The 12980-nt window shown below is 61.5% G+C and carries 10 protein-coding genes; 5 read left to right on the top strand and 5 right to left on the bottom strand.

Annotated features, from left to right (window positions below; translation table 11 throughout):
• The first annotated feature begins 24 nt into the window (after positions 1 to 24).
• The 3 genes from PQQ86_RS03725 (at position 25) to PQQ86_RS03715 (ending at position 5909) form a co-directional block, all read left to right on the top strand.
• A complete protein-coding gene (locus PQQ86_RS03725) occupies positions 25 to 1185 on the top strand; it encodes an ABC transporter substrate-binding protein (protein WP_408264999.1) in 1161 nt (386 codons plus the stop codon).
• A gap of 290 nt (positions 1186 to 1475) precedes the next feature.
• Positions 1476 to 2684: an efflux RND transporter periplasmic adaptor subunit gene (locus PQQ86_RS03720; RefSeq protein ID WP_408264998.1), complete on the top strand. Its 1209-nt coding sequence runs from the start codon at positions 1476 to 1478 to the stop codon at positions 2682 to 2684.
• Positions 2685 to 2699: 15 nt separating this feature from the next.
• Positions 2700 to 5909 carry an efflux RND transporter permease subunit gene (locus tag PQQ86_RS03715; protein WP_408264997.1) on the top strand — a complete coding sequence of 1070 codons (3210 nt, stop codon included), beginning with the start codon at positions 2700 to 2702 and terminating at the stop codon, positions 5907 to 5909.
• 83 nt (positions 5910 to 5992) lie between these two features.
• On the opposite strand, the gene PQQ86_RS03710 is transcribed toward PQQ86_RS03715, so the two are convergent.
• Together PQQ86_RS03710 and PQQ86_RS03705 are read right to left on the bottom strand one after the other, a co-directional pair.
• Entirely contained in the window at positions 5993 to 6886 is an 894-nt protein-coding gene (locus PQQ86_RS03710) for a nucleotidyl transferase AbiEii/AbiGii toxin family protein (RefSeq protein ID WP_408264996.1), read from the bottom strand.
• Positions 6861 to 7925: a type IV toxin-antitoxin system AbiEi family antitoxin gene (locus tag PQQ86_RS03705; protein ID WP_408264995.1), complete on the bottom strand. Its 1065-nt coding sequence runs from the start codon at positions 7923 to 7925 to the stop codon at positions 6861 to 6863. The genes PQQ86_RS03710 and PQQ86_RS03705 overlap by 26 nt, the downstream gene beginning before the upstream one ends.
• 245 nt (positions 7926 to 8170) lie before the next feature.
• Between PQQ86_RS03705 and PQQ86_RS03700 the strand changes: the two genes are divergently transcribed.
• Together PQQ86_RS03700 and PQQ86_RS03695 are read left to right on the top strand one after the other, a co-directional pair.
• Complete coding sequence (locus tag PQQ86_RS03700; RefSeq protein ID WP_408264994.1) at positions 8171 to 8431, top strand: hypothetical protein; 261 nt, start codon at positions 8171 to 8173, stop codon at positions 8429 to 8431.
• 207 nt (positions 8432 to 8638) lie between these two features.
• Complete coding sequence (locus tag PQQ86_RS03695; RefSeq protein ID WP_408264993.1) at positions 8639 to 9562, top strand: molecular chaperone DnaJ; 924 nt, start codon at positions 8639 to 8641, stop codon at positions 9560 to 9562.
• Positions 9563 to 9611: 49 nt separating this feature from the next.
• On the opposite strand, the gene PQQ86_RS03690 is transcribed toward PQQ86_RS03695, so the two are convergent.
• The 3 genes from PQQ86_RS03690 to PQQ86_RS03680 all read right to left on the bottom strand — a co-directional run bounded on the left by PQQ86_RS03690 (position 9612) and on the right by PQQ86_RS03680 (position 12917).
• On the bottom strand, positions 9612 to 10763 hold the full coding sequence (locus tag PQQ86_RS03690; RefSeq protein WP_408264992.1) for a Gfo/Idh/MocA family protein: 1152 nt from the start codon (positions 10761 to 10763) through the stop codon (positions 9612 to 9614).
• Between the two features lie 62 nt (positions 10764 to 10825).
• Positions 10826 to 11875: a sugar phosphate isomerase/epimerase family protein gene (locus tag PQQ86_RS03685; protein WP_408264991.1), complete on the bottom strand. Its 1050-nt coding sequence runs from the start codon at positions 11873 to 11875 to the stop codon at positions 10826 to 10828.
• A gap of 79 nt (positions 11876 to 11954) precedes the next feature.
• Positions 11955 to 12917: a substrate-binding domain-containing protein gene (locus PQQ86_RS03680; RefSeq protein WP_054042876.1), complete on the bottom strand. Its 963-nt coding sequence runs from the start codon at positions 12915 to 12917 to the stop codon at positions 11955 to 11957.
• Positions 12918 to 12980 lie beyond the last annotated feature (63 nt).

Genomic DNA, 12980 nt, shown 5'->3' with positions numbered 1-12980 from the left:
CGCTTCCCGCTACGGAGACCCTTGATGACGTCGCATAAGAACAAACTTCGCGGCCTGGCCGCTCTCGGCGCGCTCTTGCTCGCTACCGCAGCACAGGCCGACATCAAGGTCGGCATCGACCTGTCGAGTACCGGCCCCGCGGCCGTGATCGGAATCACCAGCAAGAACGCGATGCTGATGTGGCCGGCCACGATCGCAGGCCAGAAAGCCGACTACATCTTCCTCGACGACGGCTCCGACCCGGGCAACGCCGTGCGCAACATCCGCAAGCTGATCAATGAGGACCATGTCGACGTGATCGTCGGCCCGAATATCACGCCGGCGGCAATGGCCGCGCTCGATCCGGTCGCGGAAAACCAGACGCCGATGATCACGCTGATCGGCTCGGCGAGCGTGGTCGAACCGCAGGAAGGCAAGAAGGTGTGGGCCTACAAGATGGCCCAGACCGACAGCGCGATGGCCGACGTGATGACGCGCTACATGTCGAACCACAACGTGAAGACGGTGGGCTTCATCGGTTTCGCGGACGGCTACGGCGAAAGCTGGCTCAACGAGTTCAGCAAGTTCGCGGCCTTGCGGCATATTCAGCTGGTGGCCACCGAACGCTATAACCGCACCGACGCCAGCGTCACCGGCCAGATTCTCAAGCTGATGGCCGCGAAGCCTGACGCGATCCTGATCGCCGGCGCCGGCACACCGACCGTGCTTCCGCAGCGCACGCTGATCGAACGCGGTTTCAAAGGCCCGATCTATCAGACGCACGGCATCGCCACGCCAGAGTTCATCAAGCTGGGCGGCAAGGACGTGGAAGGCACGCTGTTCCCGACGCAGCCGGTCGTGGTGGCGCGCACGTTGCCGGCCGATCATCCGGCGAAGAAGGCGGCGCTTGCCTTCACCAACGAATACGAAGCGAAGTACGGCCCGGGCAGCGTGACCCAATTTGCGGGCGATGCGGCAGGCGTATATCCGCGTTTGCAGGATGCGGTCGCGCGCGCGTTGAAGACGGCGCAGCCCGGTACGCCGGCTTTCCGCACCGCATTACGTGACGAACTGGAGCACGCGCATGAGCTGGTCGTGCCGAACGGTGTGGTCAATACGAGCCCGAAGGACCACGTTGGGCTGGATCAGCGCGCGAGCGTGATGGGCATCATCAGGAACGGCAAGTTCGTTTATTTGAGTCAGTGAGCGGGCCATGCGCGTGGCGGGGTCCATCCCGGTTCAGTCACGCGCGTCGCACTGCCCACCGCCACCGTCTGTCCGTCTGAATTTGTCACTTTTAGTCAATATGCACGCCTGCCCCCCGAGCACACCATTCGAGCGGCGCGTGTCATGCAAGCTGCGTGTAACATGCTGACGGCCAGCTTGCAGTGAACTGCGAGTTCTGGCTAATTTTGCCGACTCCGTGCGAGCGTGCGGCGCCTTGAGACCACAAGGCCGCCGCCCCTCGCCAGCCCGTGAAGTCCGTCAGACCGCGCATGCTAAAAACCAGAAAACGCATCATCATCGCCGCCGTTGTAGCCGTTGTGATCCTTACCATCGCGATCGGCCATGCCATCAGAAAGCGCAGCGGCGCCGACGCCGCCAGCGTCGAGGCGCCCTCTTCCGTCGTCGAATTCGCGCCTGACGACCTCACCACCGTCAGCCGCCGCACCCTCTCCGAAACGCTGCCGCTGACCGGCTCGCTGCGCGCTGTGACGCAAGCCGCAGTCAAATCGAAAGTGGCCGGCTCGGCGCTCAACGTCATGGTGCGCGAAGGCGATCCGGTCAAGACCGGTCAGATTCTCGCGAAGATCGACGCCCGCGACTACGTCGCCCGTGCCGAACAGACGCGCGGTCAGATGGCCGCCATGGCCGGCCAACTCGACATCGCCAAACAGACGCTGGACAACAACCGCGTGCTGGTCGAAAAGGGCTTCATTTCGAAAAACGCCTTCGACACCGCGCAAAGCCAGTATCAAATCGCCCGCGCAAATCTCGATGCGGCGAAAGCGGCGCTGGCGTCATCGAATCTGTCTTTGGACGATACCGTCGTGCGTTCGCCGCTCGACGGACAGATCGCGTCGCGCTCGGTTGAACCAGGCGAGAAAGTTGCCGTCGATACCAAGCTGTTCGACGTGGTCGATTTGCGCACACTCGAACTGGAAGCGCCGGTACCGGTCGGCGAGATCGGCCGCGTCCGGATCGGCCAGCCGATTCAGATCGCTTTCGACGGTATCGACACACCGATCCAAGGCGCGATCACACGCATCAACCCGGCCGCGCAAGCCGGCTCGCGTTCGATCATGGTGTATGTGCAGGCCGTCAATCCGACGGGCAGGTTGCGGGTCGGTATGTTCGGAACCGGCACGATCTCGGTTGGCAGCAGGCAGAACGTGCTGGTCGTCCCCGCCACCGCCATCCGTACGGACGGCACGCGCCGCAGCGTCTATGCGCTCGTCGACGGCAAGCTGGTTGAGCAACCGGTGCAGACGGGCGCGACAGGTGATGCCGATGGCGATAAGTGGACCGAGATCGTGGGCGGCCCGTTGGCGCTCGGTCAGCAGATCGTGAAGAACAATCTCGGCTCATTGCGGATCGGCAGCACCGTGCATGTGGTGCAGCCAGCCCAATCAGCGTTATCCGTCCAACCCGGGCAGGCTGCCCCGCAAGCGGCCAGCGTGCCGGGCGCAAGCAGCGCACGCTGACCGGAGCCCTCGCCTATGTGGTTCACCCGCATCAGCATCGGCAACCCGGTGCTCGCCACGATGATGATGATGGCGCTGCTCGTCATCGGTCTGTTCTCTTATCAGCGGCTCAAGGTCGATCAGTTCCCGGATATCGCGTTCCCGGTCGTGGTCGTGCAGACCGCCTATCCGGGGGCGTCGCCGGAATCGGTCGAGTCCGACGTCACGCGCAAGATCGAGGAAGCGGTCAACACGATCAGCGGTATCGACGAAATCACTTCGCGTTCGTACGACGCGCAGTCGGTCGTGATCGTGCAGTTCGATCTTTCCGTGGACGCGGTGCAGGCCGCCCAGGACGTGCGCGACAAGATCGCGCTGATCCGCCCCGATCTGCGCGACGGCGTGAAGGACCCGCGCGTGCTGCGCTATGACCCGGCGGATATGCCGATCATCACGGTCGCCATCTCGAACGCGCCGGGCGCGTCGCTGTCCACGCGCGATCTCACCACCGTCGCTGATCAGATCGTGCGCAAGCGGCTCGAAACCGTGCGCGGCGTCGGCTCGGTGTCGCTGGTGGGCGGCGTAAAGCGGCAAGTGCAGATCGACGTGAATCCGGAGAAGCTGCAGGCGCTTTCGATCGGCGTCGATCAGGTAATCCGCGCGGTGCAGAACGAGAATCAGGAGATTCCGGCCGGGCCGCTCACATCGAGCAATGTCGAGCAGACCGTGCAGGTCAAAGGCCGTTTCGAGAAACCGGACGACTTCAAACGCATCATCGTCGCGCGGCGCGGCGCGCAGTCGGCGATTCCTACTGCTTCGTCGGCGACGCAACCGGTCACGCTCGATCAGATCGCCGACGTGGTGGACGGTCAGCAGGAACCGGACAGCATGGCCTTGCTCAACGGGCAGCGCGCGCTGTTCCTGTCGATCATCAAGGCGCAGGGCGAGAACACCGTGGACGTCGCGCACGGCGTGCGTGACGCCGTCGCCCTTCTGCAGCCGCAACTGCCGCCGGGCGTCAAACTCGATATCACCGACGATTCGTCGATCAACATCGAAGAAAGCGTCAACGAGGTGAAGCGCACCTTGCTCGAAGGCGCGCTGCTAACGGTGCTGATCGTGTTCCTGTTCCTCGGCTCATGGCGCAGCACAGTGATCACGGGCCTCACGCTGCCGATCGCGCTGATCGGCACCTTCGCGGTGATGTACGCCTGCGGCTTCACGATCAACGTGATCACGCTGATGGCGTTGTCGCTATGCGTCGGCTTGCTGATCGACGATGCGATTGTGGTGCGCGAGAACATCGTGCGGCACGTGCAACTCGGCGCGGACCATCGCACGGCCGCGCTCGACGGCACCAAGGAAATCGCGCTCGCCGTGCTGGCGACCACCTTCTCGATCGTCGCGGTGTTTCTGCCGGTGGGCTTCATGGGCGGCATCATCGGCCGCTTCTTCCACCAGTTCGGTATCACGGTCGCCGCTGCCGTGCTGATCTCGATGTTCGTATCGTTCACGCTCGATCCGATGCTGTCCTCCATCTGGCCGGACCCCGACCTGCATGACGCCGACACTGGTCGCAAAGGCTATCGCTATGGACGCGTCATCGAACGTTCCCTGCATCTGTTCGACAAGCAGATCGACCGGCTCACCGCGTTCTATCAGCGCCTACTCGGCTGGTCGCTGAAGCAGCGCGCGATCACGTTGGTCGTGGCTGCGGCCACGTTTTTTGGCAGCCTCTTTCTGGTGCCGTTCGTCGGCACCGAGTTCGTGCCGAACGCGGACTTCTCCGAAACGCAGATCGGGTTGAACACGCCAGTGGGCACCTCGCTCGACGCCACTTCGGAAAAAGTGAAACAGGTGCAGGCGATTCTCGCCACCTACCCCGAAGTGCGCTTCAGTTACGCAACGGTCAACTCAGGCAATACGCAAGGCAAAAACACCGCGCTCATCACCGTACGCCTGAAAGACCGACGCGACCGCACGCGCGGCATGGTCGAACTGAACCAGGTGTTTCGCGCGCGGCTTGCCTCAGTGGCGGGGGTGTCGATCACCGAAATCGGCGTGCCCGACGGCGCCGGCAGCACAAAAGCGATCCAGTTGAGCTTGCAAGGCGACAACATCGACGAGCTGCGCCGGCTTTCGGACGCAGCTCAGGCACGGATGGCCAGGATCACGGGCCTCGTCGACCTCGATTCGAGTCTCAAGGCGGACAAGCCGATCGTCGCGATCAATGTGAAGCGCGAACTGGCGTCCGACCTCGGCGTGGGCGTGGCCGATATCGGCACGGCCTTGCGGCCGCTGCTCTCCGGCGACGCCATCAGCACATGGCGCGCGCCCGACGACCAGGACTACGACGTCAGCGTGCGCCTGCCGCGCTCGCAGCGCGAGGACGTCGACGATCTGGCGAAAGTCATGATCGCCACCAACCGCACCGACGCAAATGGCGCGCCAGTGCTGGTGCCGCTGCGGCAGATCGCGGACATCGTCAAAACGACCGGTCCCGATGTGTTGAATCGGCGAGACCTGCAACGCGAGGTGATGCTGTCGGCGAACGTGAATGGCCGATCGCCCGGCGAGGTGGCCGCGGACGTCGCGAAAACGCTCGACGCGATGCATCTGCCGGCGGGCTATCACTACCGATTCGAAGGCTCGACCAAGAGCATGAACGAATCGTTCGTGTACGCGGTGGAGGCGTTGGCGCTCGCGGTGATTTTCATCTACATGATTCTTGCGTCGCAGTTCGCGAGCTTCGCGCAGCCGCTCGCGATCATGGCGTCGCTGCCGCTTACCTTGATCGGCGTGCTGATCGCGCTGCTGCTGTTCGGCAGTACGTTGAACATGTTTTCAATCATCGGCTTCGTCATGCTGATGGGCCTGGTGACGAAAAACGCGATTCTGCTGATCGACTTCGCGAATCAGGCACGGCGCGGCACCTTGCTCGATGCGTCCGGCAAGGGGCGCGTCATCGAGCGGCGTGAAGCGTTGCTCGAAGCGGCGCGCGTGCGTCTACGGCCGATTCTGATGACTACGCTGGCGATGATCTTCGGCATGCTGCCGCTGGCAGCCGCGCTCGGTGAAGGCGGCGAGCAACGCGGGCCGCTCGGGCAAACGGTGATCGGCGGCGTGATCACGTCGTCGATTCTGACGCTGGTGGTCGTGCCGGTGGTCTATACGGTGCTGGAGGATTGGGCGGATTGGCTGCGGAAAAAATTCGGCAAAGTCGGAGCCGCCAAACTGGAGCAATAGCCACGGTTGACCATGCGGACACCACACATCCGGCGTTCGCCGTTCTTCCCAATGTTCTGCGTCAGTAGCCGTTCCTGACCAGTTCAAACGCTGACCGATATGCCCAGGAACGCATTCCGGAAAGCTGACAACGTCCGGTCGGTTCCATCGGCGAAGTCGTCCAGCATCTGAGCGACGGCACGTGCCAACATGTCGCGCCTCAGCGTGTCGTACATGGCATCGTCCGAGAGGATCGCCGAAACGGCATCGAACGTTACCGGCAAAGCGATCTGTCGCGATTCGCGGCCGAGCAGCGCCGTCGCCGCAAGATCGACATCGAAATCATGCTGCACTAGCAGGTCTGCACCGTCCACCCAGATGCGATCCGTATTGCCCGCGTCGCAGTAGGTGCGAAGAATCGGAAGCAGGTCCGACGCGTCGGTATTCCTGGAGGCACGCCGGTCGTGCCATGCAAGAATCTTTAGAAGCGCAAGGGACGGCAGGCTCACAACCGGCACCATGAGGCGTTCACCAAGGTCAATCTCGACAGACGTATCGACGGCCTCCCGGAACCCGAGAACATTCATCACGACGTCGCCCCGGGGCGGCCAGGCGACAGAACCTTCCGGGGCTTCGAGTTCGCCGAACGGAACCAGGTCCAACGGCACCGGATGACCGACGTCCGGATCATCGAAGACCAGGGTCTGCTGTGCTTTGGTACTCGCCCTGAACAGGCCTGTCCGCTCGAGTCCGGCAATCAGGGCGCCATACGCGTCCCAACTGATCGCACAAACGGCAACGTCGACATCGCGCGTAGCGCGCTCGGCACGAATGCCGTACACGTGCCAAAGCACCAAATCCCGCGCGGTCGCGCCGGCGACAACAAACGTCACGCCGAGGCGATGTGCAGCCTCCTTGACGTGGGCAAGCAGCGCCGCGGTGACGGGATGCACGGGCCGCTCTTCGGCAACTTTAAGGCTGAGTAACGTACTGCTCATAGATTTGCGCGGCGGCGGAAAGATTGCGGCTGTCGCCTGAGGCGACGAGGTCCGCGTAGATGAGGAACGGGTGGACCAGCGGCTGACGGCCAGATTCTATCCAGGCACGCTCGAGAGCCTCCGGCCAGAACGATTCAAGAATCTCGACGTCGCCGCGCGGGTCAGGGCGTAACCGGGCGCTCAGCATGAACTGACTGCCAAGCGGAGCACGGCTGTAGAGGGTGACATTCGCGGCCTTCAGTTCATGCGTCAGGATATCAGCTGCCGACTCGCCCCCGAGTCGAGTATCGAAACTCGCGAAGTCGAATGCGCGCCACCAGTCAGGCGTCGTGCTTGCGAAGCGCCGGGCACCCAGTTTGAATCGCAGGCGGGTCTGATAGAGGCTGGCCCACTCGAAAACAAATTTCTGCCAATCAGGAAAGATACGCTCGCCGCTGCTCTTCAGCGCGACAAGCCCCCGGGAATGCAGATCATCGATGACCTGGTTCACCGTGCTCAATGCCACGCCGGAGGCTTGGGCGATAGTTCTATACGGTTGCGACACGAGGCCAGGCTGTGTCGCAATGGCGAACATCACTTGCAGCCCTTTGCGTGTGGTGGCACGTCCTGTCTGCGGCCTTTGCATACGCGGCGGTTTTGGCCGGCCGCTAATCATGACAACACCTTCAGGCTCGCTCAGAAAGGCGTTGCCGGCCGTATCCAGAAATGGCACGTTCTGCTCAATTAGACGGCCGGCGAGTTCCGGGTCGACGTGGGGAACGACCAGCATAAGCGGGCGTCGGGGCGCTTGGGGTTTCGTTGTAAGGGGACGGTTTTGCGTGAGAAGAATGTTCGCGATATCCGCTGCACTCGCCCGTGTCTTGATGAGCACAGGCATTTTGAATTTCCGTCCGGAGAGGTCGAATTCGATTGCAGCGTCGCCATATGGAACGAGTTTACGAACCGGTTTTGCCTTGTAGACGCTGGTCGACCGTCCGAATGCGTCGCACGCTTCTTCAAGAATCTGCGTTTCAAGGAACGAATTGTCGGGACGCGGCATGGTCGGCTCGTGTACGATTTTTATGAATGTACCAGAAAATCGTACATTGGCAAAAAATCGTACAGACTTTCAGCTCATCACTTGAGGGGCGCGCCTCCGGTTCAAAGCGATTCACATCTATCCGCAGGAGTGCGTGTGCGGCGGAATGCGTGCGCAACGCCGGCACAACTCGTCAAACGCCGACAGGCAGGGGCACGGCGGATTGCTGTTAAAGTGTTTAGCTTCAAATTCGCTCTTCCCCGACCATGCGCACCACCCGAGCCATCCACGCTGTCGAGCGCCTGAAAACGCGCAGCGGCAATCCGCAGTTCGCCGCGATCAGCCTCTCCGGCGGCCTGTTCTATCTGGTCGACAAATCGAGTGGTACGGACAGGAAAGTCTCCGATCCGCTGACGCTCGACGACTTCGTCAAATTCGTCGACGGTTTCGGACCGCCGAAACCGCGCAAGGCGAGCAAGCTCGATATCGCGTTTGAAGAGCAAATCAAGAAGAGTAAGGGCAGCTAGGAAGCTGCCGTACCCCATTTGACGACCGAAGATATCCGCTCCATGACCAGGACAAGCGCCAGGTCCGTCAGCATCGCGCCGGACCACAATCGACCCACCCTGTCGAAGGGCCAGAAAGCCTTCAACACGCTGATCAAACAGATCGAAAAGCGGCGCGCCAGTTTGAGCGCGTGGGAGGAGTTCGCGCCGGCTTTCCAGCAAAAGTACGTGAATGAACTGCTGCCGGTGAAGCAGCAGGTGCAACATTTGCGTGCGCGGATGGCGCACCTTCTCGACGAGCAGAGCAACCAGAAACGTATCACCCAGACCGAACGGCGCGCCCTTTCAGGGGTGATTGTCGATCTGGCGGCGAGGTGTCTCGGGGAAGAAGACAGCGACGAGTTGAAAGCGCTATACAACCGGCACAGCGGGTCCGACTACGACGACGAAAAAGCGTCCCAGTTAGACGAAATGAAATCGATGCTCGAGACAGTACTAGGCGTCGAACTGGACGACATCGACATGAACTCGCCCGATGAAGTTCTGGATCGCCTGCAGGCCCATATCGAACAGGATGACGCCGCGCAAGCGGCACAACACCAGGCGCGCCAGGCGCAAAGCGCCCCGAAAAAGAAGACGGCGAAGCAGATGGCTGCCGAGACGCGCCGCCAGGAAGAAGAGGCACAACTGAGCCGCTCGATTCGCGAGGTATATCGCAAGCTGGCCAGCGCATTGCATCCCGATCGCGAAAGCGACCCAGAGGAACGCAGACGGAAGACCGCGCTGATGCAACGAGTCAACGAGGCCTACAGCAAGAACAACCTGCTGCGTCTGCTCGAATTGCAGCTGGAACTGGAACACATCGACCAGAACGCGATCGATAACCTGAGCGAAGACCGACTCAAGCATTACAACAAGATACTGAAGGAACAGGTAGGCGAACTCGACGACGAAATTTTGTTTGCCGAAATGGCGTTCAAGGAGCGCTACGGGCTCGACCCGATGGCGTCCATCACGCCGAAAAAGGCAATGCACGGACTGACGGAGGACGTTTTTATGCTGCAGGAACAGATCCGTTCGCTCGAGTACGATCTGATGGAGTTCCAGGACCTCGGCACGCTTAAGGCCTGGTTGAAAATCAGGCGGCGTTGAAATTGAATGGATCCCTTCGCCGCCGGGCGTGCGCATCACGTATCCACGATCAACCGGGTTCTATCTCGCGCCACTGCCCATCCACTGCACTACTTGCCAGCACGGCCTCAATAAAACGCAAGCCCGCCACACCGTCATCCACCGTTGTGAGCAACAGGCTTTCAGCGGGCAACGGTTGCCCTGCATTCAACGCTTCGATCTGCAACGCAGCATCCTTGTACAACTGCGCGAACGCTTCCAGATAACCCTCAGGATGCCCCTGTGGCACACGCGTCGCATGCGCGGCGATCGCACTTTTCACCCGTCCGCGTGTCAGTCGCTCAGCCGACCCACCGAGCGGCGTAAACCACAACTCGTTCGGATTCTCCTGATCGAAGGCGAGATTCGCTTTCGTCCCATACACCCGCAGACGCAGCGCATTCTCCGCGCCGCTCGCCACCTGGCTCGCCCACAGCATGCCGCGCGCGCCGTTCGGATAGCGCAGCATCGCCTGCACGTGGTCGTCGATCCGGCGTCCTTGCACGAACGTATGTAGCTCGGCGGATAGCGACGACGGCGTCATCCCCGTGATGAAGGCGGCGAGGTGATACGCATGCGTGCCGATATCGCCGAGACAACCGGCAGGACCCGCCAACAATGGATCCGTGCGCCAGCCTGCCTGCTTGTTCGTGCCGCTCGTTTCTATCGGTTCAGCAAGCCAGTCCTGCGCGTATTCGACTTGCATCACGCGTATTTCGCCAAGCGCACCTTTTTCGATGAGCTCGCGAGCATGGCGCACCAGCGGATAACCGGAATACGTATGCGTCAGCGCGAACAACTTGTTCTTCTCGCGCGCGAGCTTCGCGAGCGCCTCGCCTTCCGCCAACGAAATCGCCAGCGGTTTGTCGCACACCACATGAATGCCCGCTTCGAGAAAAGCCGTCGCCACCGGCGCATGCAGATGATTCGGCGTGACGATCGCGACTGCATCGATACCGTCGTGGCGCGCGGCTTCGGCGTGCGCCATCTCGCGCCAGTCTGCATAGCTGCGCGCGATGCCGGCCTCAGCGGCGCTCGCCTGCGCGCGCTGCGGATCGGACGACAACGCGCCAGCTACCAGTTCGAACCGATCGTCGAGCCGCGCGGCGATTCGATGCACTGCGCCGATAAATGCGCCCTGCCCGCCACCGACCATGCCGAGCCTGAGTCTTCTTTGTGCCATCGCACTCACTCCTTTGCGATCTGCTTCAGCCGCTTCACGGTTAGCTCGTAGCCAACTCGCCGTCAAATGCCAAGCACGCGTTTTAGCTGCTCGGCATCCACGCCGCTGCCCGCAAAATCATCGAATGCATGATCGGCCACGCGAATGATGTGGCGGCGAATGAACTCCGCGCCTTCACGCGCGCCGTCCTGTGGATGCTTCAGCGCGCACTCCCATTCCAGCACCGCCCAGCCGGGAAAATCGTACTGCGCCATCTTCGAGAAGATCGCGCCGAAATCGATCTGCCCGTCGCCAAGCGATCGGAAACGCCCCGCTCGTTCAACCCAGCCGCTATAGCCACCGTACACACCTTGCTTGCCGTTCGGACGAAACTCCGCGTCCTTCACATGGAACGCCTTGATGCGCTCGTGATAGATGTCGATGAACGCGAGGTAGTCGAGTTGCTGCAAGACGAAATGGCTCGGGTCGTAGAGGATGTTCGCGCGCGGGTGTTGCTTCACGGAGTCGAGAAAGCGCTCGAAGGTCACGCCGTCGTGCAGGTCCTCGCCGGGATGCAATTCGTAGCACACGTCCACGCCCGCTTCGTCGAACGCATCGAGGATCGGCGTCCAGCGGCGTGCGAGTTCCTCGAACGCCGCTTCTATCAAACCTGCGGGACGCTGCGGCCACGGATACAGATACGGCCACGCCAATGCGCCGGAAAACGACACGTGCGTATCGAGACCCAAACGCTGCGAAGCCTTCGCTGCAAGCTTCATCTGCTCAACTGCCCACTGCGTGCGCGCAGCAGGATTGCCGCGCACATGCTGCGCGGCAAAGCCGTCGAACAACACGTCATAGGCCGGGTGCACGGCCACCAGTTGCCCTTGCAGATGCGTCGACAGTTCAGTGATCGTCACGCCGGCATCTTCCGCGACCTCGCCCAGCTCGTCGCAATACGTCTGACTCGCCGCCGCCTGCTCGAGATCGATCAGACGCGTATCACACGGCACCTGAATCCCCTTGAAGCCGAGACTCGCGGCCCAACCGGCCAGATGCGCGAAGTTGTCGAACGGCACCTCGTCGCCCATGAATTGAGCGAGAAAAATCGCCGGCCCTTTGATGGTTTTCATCGTACGGTTCCTCGAACTATGGCGCACCTGTCACGCCTCTACGACAGAGACATGGCAAGCGCGCGCCGGATGCCCAGGATCAGAACGGCGAGTCAGGAAAATAGAACTGCTGCGCGTTTTCCTTCGTGATCAGCACCGACGGAATGATCGTGGTCGGCGGCAGTTTTTCGCCCTTCAGACGCGCTTCTGCGGTGAGCTTGATCGCGTCGTAGATGAATTTCGGCGAGTACGAGACATCGGCCTTGATCATCGGTGCGCCGTCCATCACGTTCTTCACCATGCCCTTCGAACCTGCGCCGCCGAACACGATCTTGATGTCGGTACGCTTAGCCTGCTCGATCGCCTTGATGACGCCAACGGCCATGTCGTCGTCGGCGGCCCAGACCGCGTCGATGTGCTTGAAGCGCGTGAGGTAATCCTGCATCACCTTGAAGGCGTCGTCGCGATTCCAGTTCGCGTATTTGCCATCGAGAATCTTGATGTTCGGATACGCCTTCAGCACGCCGGTAAACGCGGTCCAGCGTTCGTTGTCGAGCGTCGTCGGAATGCCACGCAGCGCGACGATGTCGCCCTTGCCGTCGAGCGCTTTCGCCAGATACTCGGCGGGGATCTTGCCGAATGCAGTGTTGTCACCCGCAACATACGCATCCTGTGCGCTGGTATCCGTCAGGCCGCGATCGACTACCGTCACGTACACGCCCTTCTTCTTCACCTGAGCAACCGGCTGCGTGAGCGAAGCCGATTCGAACGGGAAAATCACCAGTGCGTTGATCTTGTTCACCGTCACCAGATCCTGCAACTGGTTCGCCTGTTCGGGCGCGCCAGCTGCAGTCTTCACGATCACCTTGAGATCAGGATGCGCTTTCTCCAGATCGGTTTTCGCCTTGTTCGCCCACCAGACGATGCCTCCAGTAAAGCCGTGGTCGGCTGTTGGAATCGCGACGCCCAGCGTGACTTTTTCATCGGCACGCGCAACGCCTGCCGTGCCCAGTATCCCCAACGCCAGCATGCCGGCGCCAACCGCTCGAATGACCTGCTTCATGGTTGTGTCTCCAATTGTGAGGCGGCCATGCGCCCCGATTCTCGAACTTGCCGCTGTATTCCT

The sequence above is a fragment of the Paraburkholderia sediminicola genome (assembly GCF_046026675.1).
Taxonomy (GTDB): Bacteria; Pseudomonadota; Gammaproteobacteria; order Burkholderiales; family Burkholderiaceae; genus Paraburkholderia; species Paraburkholderia sediminicola_F.
This window is presented reverse-complemented; position numbering and strand designations above follow the sequence as displayed.